We start from the raw sequence: 15,492 nt of genomic DNA, 5'->3' as shown, positions 1-15,492 counted from the left end.
TACATGGTGTCCTGTGCGTCGGTCTGGCTCCCGCTTGCGGCGCGCGCCGGCGGACCGGCTAGCGGCGCCCGCTTGCGGCCCATCCGGTAAAATACGGCTTTCCCACTTGCCGTGTGTCACGCTTATGCCCAGGCCACTCCTCGCCACCATCCATCTCGATGCCATGCAACACAATCTGGCGCGCGCCCGTGCCGCTGCCCGCGGCGCCAAGGTGTGGGCCGTCGTCAAGGCAAATGCCTATGGCCATGGCCTGGAACGGGCCATGCGGGGCTTTGCCGAGGCCGATGGTCTGGCGCTGGTCGAGGTCGATTACGCCGTGCGCTTGCGCGAACTGGGCTGGAGCAAGCCCATCCTGCTGCTGGAAGGATTTTTCGATGCCAGCGATTTGCCGCTCATGGCCCAATATGGCTTGAACGGCAGCGTGCATTGCGAGGAACAGATCGCCATGCTGGAAGCGGCGCGCTTGCCGCACGCCATTGACGTGCACCTGAAAATGAATACGGGCATGAACCGCCTGGGCTTCACGCCGGCTGCCGTGGCGGGTGCGTATGCGCGCCTGCGCGCCATGCCGCATATCGGCACGATTACCCTGATGACGCATTTCGCCAATGCGGACGAGGCGGGGCCCACGCGCTTGCCCTTGGCGCAGCAGATGCTGCGTTTTGAGGCGGGCGCGGTCAGCATCGGTACGCCGCTGCCGCGCAGCCTGTGCAATTCGGCCGGCCTGCTGATGCACCATCTGGACAGCGACTGGGTGCGCCCCGGCATCATGCTGTATGGCGGCACGCCCAGCGGTGCTCCCGGCGGCATGTCCGCGCAGGACTTCGGCTTGCTGCCCACCATGACCTTGCGCAGCAGCATCATCGGCATCCAGGATATCGCCGCTGGCGAAGTGGTCGGCTACGGCAGCCGCTATGAGGCGGCCGGCAACGTCAAGGTGGGCGTGGTGGCGTGCGGCTATGCGGACGGCTACCCGCGCCACGCCCCCGAAGGCACGCCCGTGCTGGTCGACGGCGTGCGCACGGGGCTGATCGGCAGGGTGTCGATGGACATGCTGATGGTCGACCTGACGCAGGTACCTGGCGCAAAGGTCGGCAGTGCCGTCACCCTGTGGGGCCAGGGCATGCCGATCGACGAGGTGGCTCTGGCCGCCGGCACCATCGGCTACGAGCTGATGTGCGCGCTGGCGCCGCGCGTTCCGGTGAGCGAAGCGTAGGTGACGCGCAAGCGCGGTTTGTATATACTGTATATATAACCAGCTGTTTCATCTTACCCGGGCAAAGTACACCATGGCAAAAGTCAAGACCATCTACACCTGCAGCGATTGCGGCGCCATCAGCAACAAATGGATGGGGCAATGCACCTCGTGCAACCAGTGGAATACCATGGTGGAAACCCTGCCCGAGACGGGCGGCAACAACCGCTATTCGAACCCGCAGCACATGTCGCTGGCGCAGACGGCGCCCGTGCTGTCGCTCGACGATATCGACGCCATCGACGTGCCCCGCTTCGGCACGGGCATCGAGGAATTCGACCGCGTGCTGGGCGGCGGCATGGTGGCGGGCGGCGTCGTGCTGATTGGCGGCGATCCCGGTATCGGCAAGTCGACCCTGCTGCTGCAGGCGCTGGCGAACATGTCGCACCACAAGCGGGTGCTGTACGTCAGCGGCGAAGAGTCCGGCGCGCAGATCGCCCTGCGCGCCAAGCGCCTCGTCATCGACGCCAAGGAACTCAAATTGCAGGCCGAGATCCAACTTGAGAAGATTCTCGCCACGCTGGCCGATTTAAAACCGGAAGTGGTGGTCATCGACTCGATCCAGACCGTGTATTCGGACGCCCTCAGCTCGGCGCCCGGTTCCGTGGCGCAAGTGCGCGAATGCGCGGCGCAGCTGACGCGGGCGGCCAAGCAGACGGGCGTGACCATCATCCTGGTGGGCCACGTGACGAAAGAGGGGGCGCTGGCCGGCCCCCGCGTGCTCGAGCACATCGTCGACACGGTGCTGTATTTCGAGGGCGACGCCCATTCCAGTTTCCGCCTCGTGCGCGCCATCAAGAACCGTTTCGGCGCCGTCAACGAACTGGGCGTGTTCGCCATGACGGAAAAGGGCTTGAAGGGGGTGTCGAACCCGTCGGCCCTGTTCCTGTCGCAGCACGATAATCAAGTGCCCGGCTCGTGCGTGATGGTGACGCAGGAAGGCACGCGTCCCCTGCTGGTGGAAATCCAGGCCCTCGTCGACACCAGCCACCTGCCGAATGCGCGCCGGCTGTCCGTCGGCCTGGAGCAGAACCGCCTGGCCATGCTGCTGGCCGTGGCGCACCGTCACGCGGGCATCGCCGCCTTCGACCAGGACGTCTTCATCAATGCCGTCGGCGGCGTCAAGATCACGGAACCGGCAGCCGACCTGGCCGTGTTGCTGGCGATTAACTCGTCGATGCGCAACAAGCCCTTGCCGCGCGGACTCGTGGTGTTTGGCGAAGTGGGGCTGGCCGGTGAAATCCGCCCCGCGCCAAGGGGCCAAGAGCGCTTGCGCGAAGCGGCCAAGCTGGGCTTTACCCTGGCCGTGGTGCCCAAGTCCAACCTGCCGAAGCAGGTCATCGAAGGCCTCAAGGTCATCGGCGTGGAGCGCATCGACGAAGCATTTAATAAATTGCGCGACCTGGAGTAAGAGTTGGTATGGTTTAAATGCCAAGCTTGAGACAAGTCAAACTAAATTTCCGTTTAGAACTATAATATTTGTCCGATGGATTCGCGCAGCGAGTTCGCGCCGACAATGAATTGATAGAGAAGCGGAATACAGTGTCAGTTGAGCAAAGGCAGGGCGCACGCAAGATATTGCGTGCCAAGGCAATGTTGGTTATGGATGGCGCGGGTCCCGTGGCGGCGCGCACCCTCGATGTGGGGCCGGGCGGCATGTCGGCCGTCATCGCGGAACCGGTGCCGACAGGCAAGCAGGGCAAGGTGCTGTTCGAGTTGTTTTACGACGGCTCGGCGCACATCATCGAGGCGCGCGCGTCCGTCTCGCACTGTATTTTCAGCAGTGCAGGTTTCAAGGTGGGACTCACTTTCCTGCAGCTGGACATGGCCGTCAGCAGCGCCATTTCGAAATTCATGCGCTGAGTCGCGTCCGGAAAGTGCTGCCGGTGAAATGCGCTAACATGGTGCATATGGGTTTGCAGTCAGGAAAAACCTGTTCTGTTCGCTGTTTTGATATTCCGGTAATACTGCATAATTATCAACCAGAAGAGGGACGCCGCCGCGCCACGCGCGCCTGCCGTCCGTTTCAGCGCAGCACGGTCACGACCTGAACCGTGTGCCATGACCATACACCCGACGGGAACGCCTACCATGTTTAATTCGACCATCAACAGCAGGGCTTACACCAACAACACGCAGCAGACGACGCAGGGCAATATTTCGGCCGATGTGTATGCGAAGGTGGAGCGTCAGATGCAGTCGCAGAACACGGGCGTCGTCAAGCTCAATGCCAGCCTGGCGCGCGACCAGGCCAAGTTCTCGGGCCTGGGCCAGCTTCAATCGGCGCTGGCGAAATTCCAGACCGTGGCCAAGAACATGGCCGGCAGCGGCCTGGCCACGTCGGCCACGTCGAGCGCCAAGGACGTGCTGAGCGCCACCACCACCGACAAGGCCGTCAGCGGCAGCCATGAATTGAACGTCAAGCAACTGGCGCAGGGACAGACCCTGCTCAGCGGCGCGCAGAAATCCTCGAGCGCGGCCATCGGCACGGGCGCGCCGGCGCTGGTCAAGATCGAGGTGGGCACGGCCGACGGCAAGCAATTTACGCCCGGCAGCGGCAAGATCATTGCGGTGACCATCGACAGCAGCAACAATAGCCTCGACGGCATCGCCGCCGCGCTGAAGCAGCAGGGCATCGACGCCAGCGTGGTGAAGGGCGCCGACGGCTATTCGCTGGCCATCAATGGCAAGAGCGGCGCCGACAGCAGCATGCGCATCAGCGTGTCCGGCGACGCGGCCGTCAGTAATCTGCTCAGCTATGCGCCTGGCGCCGGCAAGGGCATGCAGCAGACGGCCGCCGCGCAGGACGCGCTGCTGACCGTCGACGGCAAGGACATCAAGAGCGCCACGAATACCCTGACGACGGCCGTCGAGGGCGCCACCATCGAATTGAAGAAAAAGGGCACGACGGATCTCGTCATCGCCAAGGACAGCAGCCAGATCGCCACCAACGTGGCCAGTTTCGTCACGGCCTACAATGAGCTCAACAGCAAGCTGCAGAGCCTGCAGCAGGGCGATTTGAAATCCGACACGGCCCTGGGCCAGGTGCGCTCGCAGATGGAGCAAGTGCTGCGCACGGCCAGCACGGGCGTGCCATCGTCGGTGCTGGGCAGCGCGGGCGTGACCCTGGGCAAGAGCGGCGAGCTGGTGCTCGACGACAAGAAGCTCAAGGCGGCCATCGCGGCCGATCCGGACGCCGTCAGCAAGATGTTTACCAATAACGGCAAGGGCGTGGCGGACCAGTTCGCCAGCAAGATCGGCGAGCTGACGGGCGAAACGAGCATCATCCGCAAGGAAGTGCAAACGGTCGGCAAGGAGATCACCACCCTGACCAACAAGAAAGCCGTGCTGGCCAAGGCGCTGACGGCCCAGGCGCAGGCGCTGGTGAAGGCGTATTCGGCCCAGGAACAGATGGGCACGAACTCGGCCTTGCCGGGTTATACGGGCAAGAATTCCCTCTTCGATTTCATGGCCTGAAACACGGCGCGCTTGCTATAGTCGTTCGCCCTGGGCAAAGAAGGCCGACGGCGAACTGCCGAAGGTCTTCTTGAACATGGCGGAAAAGGCTGACTGGCTGGCGTAGCCCAGTTCTTCGGCCACCTGCGACAGCGGCACGCCGCGCGCGATCAGGGGCGCCGCGTGCGCCAGGCGCACCTGCTGGCGCCACTGGCCAAAACTCATCCCCAATTCCCGTTCGAACAGCCGCGCCAGGGTACGCTCCGAGGCGCCGACCAGCTGCGCCCAGTGTTCCAGGGTCTGGTTCGAACCTGGCTTCTCGATCAGGCTGTCGCACAGGGTCTTCAGGCGCTTGTCGCTGGGCAAGGGGACGCGGATGGGGCGCGTGGACGAGCGTTTCAATTCATCGAGGATCAGTTCGGCCAGCAAGGCCTCGCGCGCCGGCTCCTGGCCCGGGTCCAGCTGTTCCAGCGCCATGATCAGCTGGCGCAGCAGGTTCGATACTTCCAGCACCTTGCAGTCGTGGCCCGCGAACGGCGCGCGCGCGGCATGGATGCACAGGGGGCGCAAGCGGGTTTTTTCCAGTATCGTGACGGCATGTTCCACGTTGGGCGCGATCCAGATGGCGCGCATCGGCGGCAGCACCCAGCTGCTGTTGTTGGCGGTGATGCGCAGCACGCCTTCGAGCGCCATCGTGACCTGGCCCCAGGGGTGGCTGTGCGGTAACAAGAATTCATCGGGTTGCAAATCGCGCGCGATCATCGTCACGGGGATGGTCGCGCTGGGCGCTTCCCGCGGCGGACACATGCGGGTATGGTGGAGGATAGGTACACCCATCAGCTTGGCCTTAATTCGATAAATTATGTCGTTCTGTCGGAAAACAGACGATGGTATTTTGCATACACTTGAGCTTCACCAGTATAAGACAGGGTATGACATGATAACAACCAACTCGGCAAGGGACTTGCCACCGCCGTCACCGCCCACCTTGCGCAGCGATGCGCGCGTCATCGCCCTGGTGGGGCTGGCGCATGGCGTGTCGCACTTCTACCACCTGATCCTCGCGGCCCTGTTCGTCTGGTTGAAACCCGCATTCGGCCTCTCGTATGCGGAACTGGGCCTGCTGATGACGGTGTTCTTCATCATCTCGGGCGTGGGGCAGGCGCTGGCCGGCTTCGTCGTCGACCGCTTCGGCGCCCGCGCCGTGCTGTTTTCCGGTATTTTCCTGCTGGGCGTGTCGGCGCTGGCCCTGTCCACCGCGCACAGCTATGCGGCGCTGATGCTGGGCGCCATGCTGGCCGGCATGGGCAACAGCGTGTTCCATCCGGCCGACTATACCATCCTCAACCAGCGCGTCTCGGCGGCCCGCGTGGCCTACGGCTTTTCCGTGCATGGCATCAGCGGCAACATCGGCTGGGCCCTGGCCCCGCTGTTCATGACCTATGTCGCCACCCATTACGATTGGCGAATCGCGCTGCAGTGCGCGGCAGTGCTGCCGTTCGGCGTGCTGCTGATCCTGTTCCTGAACCGCCACGCCATCCGTCCCGAGCCGGTCAGGAAGGCGGCGCCAGGCCAGATCGCCGGCGGCGAAGGCACCCTGGACTTCCTGCGCCTGCCGGCCGTGTGGATGTGCTTTGCCTTCTTTTTCATCACCGCCATCGCCCTGGGCGGCATCCAGAGCTTTGCCAGCGTGGCCCTCGTCAAGCTGTACGGCATGAGCCTGGCGCTGGCCACCAGCGCCTACACGGCCTATATGCTGGCCTCGGCCGTGGGCATGCTGGCCGGCGGCGTGGTGGGCGCGCGCAGCAAGCAGCCGGACCGCAACGTGGCGATCGCCTTTTCCGCCGCCGCCCTGCTGGCCGTGCTGCTGTCCATGGCCGTCGTGCCGGCCTGGGGCGCGGTGGTGCTGATGGGCGCCATCGGCCTGACGTCGGGCGTGGCGGGACCGTCGCGCGACTTGATGATACGCGCGGCAGCGCCGAAGAATGCCACCGGGCGCGTGTATGGCGTCGTGTATTCGGGACTCGACAGCGGCCTGGCCGTCGGCCCCCTGTTCTTTGGCGCGCTGATGGATGGCGGCCATCCGGCCCTGCTGTTCGTGTTCATCGGCCTGTTCCAGGCGCTGGCGATTGCCACGGCCGTGGGCGTGGGCGGCAAAACGCGTGCCGCCGCGCTGCAAAAGGCATAGAATCGTTGCCATATGCCACGAAAGGAGTTCCCATGAACTTTGCCACCACCGACCTGTGCGACGACTATGCGGCCATGCTCGACGAGGGCACCCTGGCCGTGTTGCCCCCCGTGTACCGCGCCTTTGGCCAGCGCGTGCGTTTCAGCGGTCCCGCCACCACCTTGCAAGTGTTCGAGGACAATGCCCTCGTGCGCAGCACCCTGGAAACGCCGGGCCAGGGCCGCGTGCTGGTGATCGATGGGGGAGGCAGCCTGCGCCGCGCGCTGGTGGGCGGCCAGCTGGGCGTGTTGGCCGAAAGCAACGGCTGGGCCGGCATCGTCGTCGATGGCTGCATCCGCGACAGCGAGGAAATCAATGTCTGCCAGATCGGCGTGCGCGCCCTGGCCACGCATCCGCGCAAGAGCGGCAAGACGGGCGCGGGCCAGCGCGACGTGCGCGTGCAGCTCAGCGGCGTGGCCGTGCATCCGGGCGACTGGATCTACGCCGATGCGGACGGCGTCCTGGTGGCGCGGCAGCAACTCGATTGACGGCGCGCCTGAAAACGTTACAAATTATCCACATTCAATATGTTTCTGCAAAGTTCTTTGATTTTCATCAAGGCTGAGATATGATTTCACTTAAGGTAACTTTAATGTCAATAAGGCAAGGAAATCAGCTCATGAAAATCGCCACCATCGCAGCAGTTGTCGCCCTGTTTGCCGCAGGCACCGCCAGCGCCAGCCCCGTCAACCTGATCACGAACGGCAATTTCGAGACGGTCGCGCCCGGTTCCACGTTTTCCAGTGGCTTCCAGGTCGTCAACAGCGGTTCGTCGGCCATCACGGGCTGGACCGTGGGCGCCAGTTCAGTCGACCTGATCCGCAATGCGTATAACGCCATCGATGGCTACAGCATCGATTTGCTTGGTACGCCAGGTCCCGGTTTCCTGTCGCAAAATTTCAATGTCGTTGCCGGCCAGACGTATAACCTGAGCTTTGACATGGCGCGCAATCCGGGAGGCCCCGCTGGCCAGGGCGTGAGCGTCAATTTCGGTGGCGTGGCCGGCAATTTCTACTCGACGGCTGCCGCTTCGAACACCTTGTACAGCAACACCCTGAGCTTCACGGCCGCTTCCACGGGCCTGGCGACCCTGTCGTTTGCCAGCGCCGCCAAGGCCGGCACGCCGTTCGACAACTACTCGGGCGCCGTCATCGACAACGTGTCCGTGAGCGCCGTGCCGGAACCGGAAACCTACGCCATGCTGCTGGCCGGCCTGGGCCTGATGGGTTTCCTGCGCCGCCGCAAGGCTGCCAAGTAATTCCAGCTTTGCTCCACGTCAAAACCGCCTGCGGCCATGCCCAGGCGGTTTTTGTTTTTCAGGGGCCGTGCGCGTAAGCCGCGCCCGGCAACTGCAGCCACGGCAGTCATTTAGCGGACGACGTCGGCATTTCCCCGCAAGGGACAGGCTGCCGCTGCCGCCCCCATACGCCGCACCAGTTCGCCGCGCAACTGCGTCAATCCATCGATGCGCGCATCGATTTCGCCCAGCTTGCGCGCCAGCGCCGCGCGCAGCAGGTCCGCCGTGGCGGGATCGCCGGCGGCCGCCAGCAGCGGCATGTCGGCCTCGATTTCAGCCAGGGTAAAGCCCAGTTGCTGCGCCGTGCGCAGGTAGCGCAGCCAGTCGGCCGCCTCGGGCGGATAATCGCGGTAGCCATTCGCGCCGCGCCGCGCGCGCAGCAAGCCCCGTTTTTCATAGAAGCGCAGGGTATCGCGGCTCAAGCCCGTCGCTTGCGCCATCTCGCCGATCTGCATGGTTTTTTCTTTCATAAAATGCTTGACCATGGAGTGTACTCCAAGCTCGATCATGGGCGCTTTTCATAGACAGGAGTTCCCATGTTGTCCGTTTCCGCCTTCCGCCGCGTGGTGCGCGCCAGCGCCATTTATGATGTGCTCATGACGGCCCCGTTTACCACGCCGTGGACGTTTTTGCTGCTGCGCGAGCACTTGAGCGCCCTCAATGTGACGCTGGGCGGCGTGCCGTTGCCCGCCTTCGAACCGTTTCATGTGCTCATCGGCAGCTTGTTTGGCAGCGTGGTGATGGTCTGGTCGGTGCTGCGCATGCTCGATCCGCAGCCGCGCTTCGGCCGCTATGACGCGGCGGCCCGCTACCTGTTTTCCACCTGGATGGCGTGGGCGCTGCTGGAGACGGGCCAGCCCCTGCTGTGGCTGTTCCTCGTGCCGGAACTGGCCTGGGGCCTCGCGCAAAGCCTGCCCTTGCACCGCGCCGGAGTCGGGCGGGAAGGGCGCGCGCACGAATCGCTGTTGAGATGACGATAACGAAATGCAATAATGGCCGTGCTCGCAGTGCAACAATGACTGCAATGAACGACTCTAAGGGAATGATTATGCAGCAGGATGCCGCAGGAAAAAACATGGCGTTGCTCGATCCGGTGGTGGCGCCGCGCATCGCGGTGACGCGCCTGGTGACGGGCCTGCTGCAAGGCTTGCTGCTGTACTGGCTGTACAGCACGGCGCAAGACAAGGTGTGGCCCGCGACGGAAGCCTACCTGCTGGCGCCCTTGATGCTGATCGGCCTGCTGCTGCCCATCCTGCTGGTGTCCAGCCTGGGCCACATGTCGGCGAAGCGCATCGGCCTGTGGATGGCGGGCGCCGCCGTCGTGCTGGCCGTGCTGGCCTGGCACGACGTGGCGCGGGGCGCGGAACACGTCATCTGGGGTAATTACAAGCCGGGCGCGCCGCTGCGCGTGATTTCCGCCCAGCTGTTCGGTTTTTGCGTGGTGGGCTTGTATATCGCCCACGCCCTGGTGCTGGCCAGCGCCCAGGATGGCCAGCGCATCGCGCGCTATCCCACCTATTTTGAAATCGCCTGGAAGCTGGGCATCCAGCTGCTGTTCTCCCTGCTGTTCGTGCTGGGTCTGTGGCTGGTGCTGTGGCTGGGCGGGCAGCTGTTCCTGCTGATCAAGCTCAGTTTCCTGAAAAAGCTGCTGGGCCAGGCCTGGTTCGTGATTCCCGTCATCTGCTTCGCGTTTTCGTTCGCCATCCACATCACGGACGTGCGCCCGTCCATCGTGCGCGGCATCCGCACCTTGCTGCTGGTGCTGCTGTCGTGGCTGATGCCGATTGCCGCCGTGCTCGTCTCCGGTTTCCTGCTGACCCTGCCATTCATCGGCTTCGAGCGTTTGTGGGCCACGCGCCATGCGGCGTCCGTGCTGCTGGGCATGGCCGGCGTGCTGGTGGTGCTGATCAATGCCGCCTTCCAGAATGGCGAAGTGGGCCATGGCGTGGCGCGCGGCATCCGCCTGGGCACGCGCCTGGCCTGCCTGCTGCTGCCGTGGGTGGTCGGCATCGCCATCTATGCGCTGACCCTGCGCGTGATGTCGCATGGCTGGACGTCGGACCGCCTGATCGCTGCCGCCTGCCTGTTGATCGCCACCTGCTACGCCGCCGGCTATGCCTGGGCGGCCAGCAAGTATGGCGACTGGCTGCACCTGATCGCCAACGTCAACGTGGCCACCGCCTTTGTCACCCTGCTGGTGCTGTTCGCCCTGTTCTCGCCGCTGGCCGACCCGGCGCGCATTTCCGTGGCCAGCCAGATGGCGCGCCTGGACAGCGGTAAAGTGGGCGTGGACAAGTTCGATTTCGAATACCTGCGCTTCCAGGGGGCCCGCTATGGCCAGGCAGCCTTGCAGGAATTGAGCAAGCGCACGACGGGCACCGACGCGGCCATCGTGCGGGCGCGCGCCGAGGCCATGCTCAAGCGCCAGAACCGTCTCGACGAGACGGGCGCGCTGAGCGACGTGTCGATCAACCTGACCCTGCGCCCGGCCACGGCGAAGCTGCCGGAGAGTTTCCTGCGCCAGGACTGGACGCAAGTGAGCCCGGCCTGGCGCCTGCCCGCCTGCCTGAAGCGGGCAGGGCCCCAGTGCGACGCCTACCTGCTCGATTTCGATGGCGACGGCAAGCAGGACGTGCTGCTGATCAGCAATGACCCGCGCGCCTCATCCGTCTTGCTGGCGGAGAAGGACGACGGCAGCTGGACCGCGCGCGGGCAAATCCCCACGGACGCCCTGCGCTGCAAGCCCCTGCGCGAAAAACTGCAGGCGGGCGAATTCCAACTGGTGCCGCCGAAAGTGCGCGAGCTGGAAGTCGACGGCCAGCGCGTGCCGATGACTTTGTATACGCCAGAGGACGAGGTCAGCTGCCCCGATGAGACGGTGCCGACTCCGTAAATGGCAGTAAGAGGACTTGGCGCACCGGACCAAGCCTCTTGCTGGTTCCGAAGGCAGCAACTTCGTGCATTGAATCATTCAGGTTGCCCGGTATCGGCTGCGGATTTAAGCGGTCAACGCAACACACTGTTCAAATCGTTGAGCCGGTGTCTGGTAGTGTAGCGTCTTCCTGTGGCGGTTCGACTTGAACTCTTAAAGCGATGACGAGAGAAGCGAACAGCATCACAACGCCAGCAATAATGAAAACGCCTGTGACGCCACCAAACCCGAACATAATGCCGCCCAATGCAGCGCCGGCAGCTATTGAAGATTGCACCGCAGCGACGACCATGCCGCCAGCCGTCTCCGCTTGATCTGGAACAGCACGAGCTACCCAGTTGGACCAGGCGACAGGCACGCCGCCGAACGCCAAGCCCCAGAGAGCCACCAAAAGTATCAGGCCGGTTCCTTGGACTGGCAGTAAAATCATGCCGAATGCCGCCAAGCCCACCAGCGCAGGCATACTCACTAAAGTAGCATGCAGGCTACGTTCCATTAGCCAGCCGGCCAGCAGCGTGCCAATGAAGTTGGCGACACCAAAATCCAGGAGCATCAGAGACAAACTGTTTACATCAATATGGGCAACGCTTTCAAGAGCGGGGCGAATATAGGTGAACAATGCGTATTGCCCCGTATGGGCCAGTACACAGCCCAACATCCCGATCCCGATCCCCGGGCGACGGAGCAGTGCCAGTACAGACGTGGTGCGCATCATCGTGCGTGGTGCCATACGGGGCAGTGTGAACAATTGAAACAAAAGTGTTAGCCCTCCGACAGCTGCGGCTGCTATAAATGCACTGCGCCAGCCATATATCCCCCCCAAGTAGCTGCCCAACGGTACGGAAACAACCGTCCCGATGGCGATACCGCTGAATATTATGGATAGCGCTCGCGGCACTGACTTTGCTGGCACCAGTCGCATAGCCACGGCTGCCGCCATGCTCCAAAAGCCGCCTAACGCGACGCCCAGCAGAATGCGCATCACCAACAATACTGTCAGGCTTGACGATAACGCCACCAACAAGTTCGACGCGATCATCAGCACTGTGAAAGCCAACAAGACGACACGTCGGTCAAAACTACGCGTCAGGCGCGGCACTGAAAGCCCAGCGACCATGGCCACGACGGCCGTCACCGTCACTGCCTGACCAGCTAGCGCCTCCGACACACCAAGATCGAAGGCCATCGGGGTCAATAGGCTGGCTGGCAGGTACTCCGCCGTCAGGAGGCCGAAAACTCCCATTGCCAGTGAAAACACTGCCATCCATGCTGCTGCCGCTGGCTCTACAACAGACGTATCGCTCGCGTTGGGCGTTTGCCCGTTACCCAAAACATCATTGTTCATCTTTAACATTCCTAAAACGATCAGAGTCGAAAGTCTAGAGGGAAAGTCCAGGATGATCTATGATGACAAGTCTTGATGTTTTGATCGAAACACCTAAAATGACCAAGAAGAATCAAGTTTTCCTGTCCTCTAGTCTCGTCAGTGAACTGTTGATGGGGATGCGCCTGCGTGGAGTCCAGTACCGCCGCATTCAGACCGGTCCAGCTTTCGGCATAGGCTTTGAAGACAAGCCAAGCCACGCCTACTTCCACTTCGTGGCTATTGGCACTGCCTACCTATATACGGATGATGGCGAGTTGCATAAGCTGTCCGCCGGTAGCGCGGCGTTCATGCCGCACGGCCGGAGCCACCAACTCCTATCGGATGCGGGCATGGCATTTCAGGACATCGGAAAGTTCGATGTCGCGCCCCTTGGTGAAGCCGTTAGCGGAGTAGACACATGTCCCAGTACGCACCCCGTGCCCAGTGCCGTTATTTTTTACGGTTGCATGGAATTCGATCTCGGCGGGATGCAGGGGATCGGCAAGCTGATGCCAACCGTCATGGTGGCCGACACGCAAGCGCAAGGTTATCCTGGGTTACTACCTGTGCTTGATTCAATGAAGCGTGAAATCTGCGCCGGCCGTATTGGCTTTGCAGGCATTCTGGCTCGACTGGCAGAGGTTGCGGCAGCAATGATCGTGCGCGGCTGGATTGAATGCGGTTGTGAAAACGCCTCCGGTCTCCTCGCCGCATTGCGTGATCCGCGCCTCGCTCTTGCCATATTGGCGCTGCACCGCCAGCCTGGACGGGAATGGACAGTTGCACAGTTGGCTGCGGAGTCTCATGTCTCTCGCTCTGTCTTCGCACGACGCTTTCAAACCACCATCGGTGTGCCGCCCCTACGGTATGCCACGGAACTGCGGATGCGTCTTGCTAAACAATTGCTCACTCACGAAAGAGTGTCCATCGACGTCGTTGCCCGACGCCTTGGCTATACATCTCAAGCCGCGTTCAGTCGTGCTTTTAAGCGCGTCATCGGCAGGCCGCCGGGTCGCGATCGGGAAGTGCTGTGAGGAGAATAGCTTTCGGGGATCAAAATATTGATTGGGCGCGCCACTTTTCAAACCTCGCCACTATCGAAGGGGCCGCCGAGAACGCGCTTGAACGAGCACCAGGGGGAACGGTGGCAACTGGCCAGAAGCCGGCGTTCGGCAGCCTCCTCCATCTTCTTCCAAGGTAAGGTTTATTTTTGATATGCAATTGAAAAGACCGTTTGTAACGTTTACACCGACGCAGGAAGGCGACGCAGATGAACTTGTCGCACTTCGCATTGAGGCGATGCGCGATAGCCTGATGCAGGTGGGGAGATTCGATCCGGTTCGAGCGAGAGAGAGGTTTCTGTCAGGCTTCTTGCCGGAGCATACACGCTATATTGAAACAGAAGGCAAACGGGTCGGCTTTGTTGTTCTCAAACAGCAACCAAAGGCCATGCTTCTCGACCACCTCTATATTCATCCAAACAACCAGGGCAATGGTATCGGAGCCGTTGCTCTCGCTCGTATTATCGAAGAGGCAAACGCTCTTGGTTTGCCGGTTCGAGTGGGGGCCCTGCGCGGTAGCGACTCAAACCGTTTCTATGTACGCCACGGATTTAAGTTGATCGAGGAAGGAGACTTTGACAATTATTACATTCGTCCATGCGAAATGGACAGCAAGTGTTCGGATCAAATGTAAAGCGCCATTTATCATAAAGATGAGCCTCCGTTTTGTGGCGAAATCTGCCAACGACGATAGCCTGCTAGAGGCTGCCACCGAATCATAGGAAATAGCATGTCCATTGCAAGAAAAGGAAGCCGTCGGATTACCGTCGATTCTTTGCCATATCGATGGTCCGTCAGCCTGCCTGCCTATACACAGGCCATGGGGGAAACGAATGTGTCTTTCGCAGTTGAATCTGAAAGCGGTGGCCGAACCACCCTTCTGGTGAGAACAGATATCGCACGTCCGGATATTTGGCTGGGTAATTTTACGCGTGCTATTACGCCCTCAGTCGTGGAACACGCTATTCGACAGGCATTGATGAAGGGGTGGTATCCCAGCCAATGTGGAAGCCCCTTCGAAATGACAATTCGACTCGCTTGAGCCCAATGGACAATCCGCCAGTTGCGTTGTGCGCCTGCGATGGACGCTGAAATCCGTTATCAACATTGACAATGCCCTTCGGCGCTGCCGGCCGCAACCGGCCAGAAGCATAGCTTTCCAGCTGTTTGTCCGGGCAGGGCTGCCTGTATCGCCGCTGTAGCAGTCGTCCGGCTGATACAGCATGTGCCTGTACGCGCCGCCTTGTGCCTTGTCGCCGCCGTGCCGCGCTTCTAGACTGGGGCCTTCTCCACGCTGCGACTGCCTGCCATGACCGAACTCTTGCCCCTGATGAGCTATTGCTTTGTAATGTCCGCCACGCCCGGGCCGAACAACGTCATGCTGGCCACCACCGGCGCCAATTTCGGCTATCGGGGGGCGCTGCCTGTCATCCTCGGCATCCAGGTCGGCATCTTTGTGCAGACCATGCTCATGTGTGTGGGGCTGGGCAGCGTGTTCGTCGCGTACCCGATGGCGCAGCAGCTGCTGCGGATCGCGGGCGCGCTGTACCTGATGTTTTTGGCCTGGAAGCTGGCCGGCGCCTCGGTGTCGGGAAGCAGCGCGCCGAAGGCCGTGTCGTTTGCGCAGGCGGCGCTGTTTCAGGCGCTGAACCCGAAGAGCTGGCTCAAGGCGATCACCATGGCGTCGGTCTTCATGCCTGCGCACGGCAACATGCTCGCCAGCGCGCTGCTGGTGTCCGTGACCGGCACCGTGGTGGGCACGCCGTGCAACGCCATGTGGGCGCTGTTCGGCATCTCGATCCGCAGCGTGCTGAAGGCGCCGCGCAACCAGCGCATCTTCAATCTGACGATGGGCGCCATCCTGCTGGTCCTCGCCCTGACGTTTTTACGCTAGACTT

Annotated in this window: 15 protein-coding genes and 1 pseudogene; 13 read left to right on the top strand and 3 right to left on the bottom strand. The window is 62.1% G+C overall.

What is annotated here, in order from left to right; translation table 11 throughout:
* The first annotated feature begins 124 nt into the window (after positions 1–124).
* The 4 genes from alr to fliD all read left to right on the top strand — a co-directional run bounded on the left by alr (position 125) and on the right by fliD (position 4,732).
* Positions 125–1,216, top strand: a complete 1,092-nt coding sequence (gene alr / locus AC07VH_RS09315) for an alanine racemase (RefSeq protein ID WP_494787289.1) — start codon at positions 125–127, stop codon at positions 1,214–1,216.
* Between the two features lie 73 nt (positions 1,217–1,289).
* Positions 1,290–2,666 carry a DNA repair protein RadA gene (radA, locus tag AC07VH_RS09310; RefSeq protein WP_230540493.1) on the top strand — a complete coding sequence of 459 codons (1,377 nt, stop codon included), beginning with the start codon at positions 1,290–1,292 and terminating at the stop codon, positions 2,664–2,666.
* A gap of 131 nt (positions 2,667–2,797) precedes the next feature.
* On the top strand, positions 2,798–3,118 hold the full coding sequence (locus AC07VH_RS09305; RefSeq protein WP_475415257.1) for a PilZ domain-containing protein: 321 nt from the start codon (positions 2,798–2,800) through the stop codon (positions 3,116–3,118).
* Between the two features lie 228 nt (positions 3,119–3,346).
* Positions 3,347–4,732: a flagellar filament capping protein FliD gene (gene fliD, locus AC07VH_RS09300; protein ID WP_475415258.1), complete on the top strand. Its 1,386-nt coding sequence runs from the start codon at positions 3,347–3,349 to the stop codon at positions 4,730–4,732.
* 15 nt (positions 4,733–4,747) lie between these two features.
* Here fliD and AC07VH_RS09295 read toward each other — a convergent pair whose 3' ends face one another.
* Positions 4,748–5,548 (bottom strand): AraC family transcriptional regulator, encoded by an 801-nt coding sequence (locus AC07VH_RS09295; protein WP_494787288.1) that lies wholly within the window; start codon positions 5,546–5,548, stop codon positions 4,748–4,750.
* A 100-nt stretch (positions 5,549–5,648) separates the two neighbouring features.
* On the opposite strand from AC07VH_RS09295, the gene AC07VH_RS09290 reads away from it, so the two are divergent.
* The 3 genes from AC07VH_RS09290 to AC07VH_RS09280 all read left to right on the top strand — a co-directional run bounded on the left by AC07VH_RS09290 (position 5,649) and on the right by AC07VH_RS09280 (position 8,196).
* A complete protein-coding gene (locus tag AC07VH_RS09290) occupies positions 5,649–6,899 on the top strand; it encodes an MFS transporter (protein WP_475415260.1) in 1,251 nt (416 codons plus the stop codon).
* Positions 6,900–6,931: 32 nt separating this feature from the next.
* Entirely contained in the window at positions 6,932–7,426 is a 495-nt protein-coding gene (gene rraA / locus AC07VH_RS09285) for a ribonuclease E activity regulator RraA (protein ID WP_475415261.1), read from the top strand.
* A 131-nt stretch (positions 7,427–7,557) separates the two neighbouring features.
* Positions 7,558–8,196: a choice-of-anchor C family protein gene (locus AC07VH_RS09280; RefSeq protein WP_494787287.1), complete on the top strand. Its 639-nt coding sequence runs from the start codon at positions 7,558–7,560 to the stop codon at positions 8,194–8,196.
* A gap of 110 nt (positions 8,197–8,306) precedes the next feature.
* Here AC07VH_RS09280 and AC07VH_RS09275 read toward each other — a convergent pair whose 3' ends face one another.
* The gene (locus tag AC07VH_RS09275; protein WP_475415344.1) at positions 8,307–8,690 is read right to left on the bottom strand and encodes a MerR family transcriptional regulator; all 384 of its coding nucleotides are present in this window, start codon (positions 8,688–8,690) and stop codon (positions 8,307–8,309) included.
* 81 nt (positions 8,691–8,771) lie between these two features.
* Here AC07VH_RS09275 and AC07VH_RS09270 point away from each other — a divergent pair, with 81 nt between their 5' ends.
* Both AC07VH_RS09270 and AC07VH_RS09265 read left to right on the top strand, forming a co-directional pair.
* Entirely contained in the window at positions 8,772–9,209 is a 438-nt protein-coding gene (locus tag AC07VH_RS09270) for a hypothetical protein (RefSeq protein ID WP_494787286.1), read from the top strand.
* Positions 9,210–9,481: 272 nt separating this feature from the next.
* Positions 9,482–11,128 (top strand): annotated as a pseudogene (locus AC07VH_RS09265) (DUF4153 domain-containing protein); the annotation flags it as partial.
* Between the two features lie 130 nt (positions 11,129–11,258).
* Here AC07VH_RS09265 and AC07VH_RS09260 read toward each other — a convergent pair.
* Positions 11,259–12,512 carry an MFS transporter gene (locus tag AC07VH_RS09260; RefSeq protein WP_494787285.1) on the bottom strand — a complete coding sequence of 418 codons (1,254 nt, stop codon included), beginning with the start codon at positions 12,510–12,512 and terminating at the stop codon, positions 11,259–11,261.
* Between the two features lie 59 nt (positions 12,513–12,571).
* Between AC07VH_RS09260 and AC07VH_RS09255 the strand changes: the two genes are divergently transcribed.
* From AC07VH_RS09255 to AC07VH_RS09240, 4 genes are all read left to right on the top strand, one after another.
* Positions 12,572–13,567, top strand: coding sequence for a cupin domain-containing protein (locus AC07VH_RS09255; protein ID WP_494804023.1), 996 nt, complete (start codon positions 12,572–12,574; stop codon positions 13,565–13,567).
* Between the two features lie 181 nt (positions 13,568–13,748).
* Positions 13,749–14,228: a GNAT family N-acetyltransferase gene (locus AC07VH_RS09250; RefSeq protein WP_494787284.1), complete on the top strand. Its 480-nt coding sequence runs from the start codon at positions 13,749–13,751 to the stop codon at positions 14,226–14,228.
* Between the two features lie 96 nt (positions 14,229–14,324).
* Complete coding sequence (locus AC07VH_RS09245) at positions 14,325–14,636, top strand: hypothetical protein (protein ID WP_429237917.1); 312 nt, start codon at positions 14,325–14,327, stop codon at positions 14,634–14,636.
* 267 nt (positions 14,637–14,903) lie between these two features.
* A complete protein-coding gene (locus AC07VH_RS09240; RefSeq protein ID WP_494787283.1) occupies positions 14,904–15,488 on the top strand; it encodes a LysE family translocator in 585 nt (194 codons plus the stop codon).
* Positions 15,489–15,492: the final 4 nt, after the last annotated feature.

The sequence above is a fragment of the Janthinobacterium sp. GW821-FHT03C10 genome (assembly GCF_059420865.1).
The sequence above is the reverse complement of the archived record's forward strand: the minus strand, read 5'-3'. Positions and strand labels throughout refer to the sequence as shown.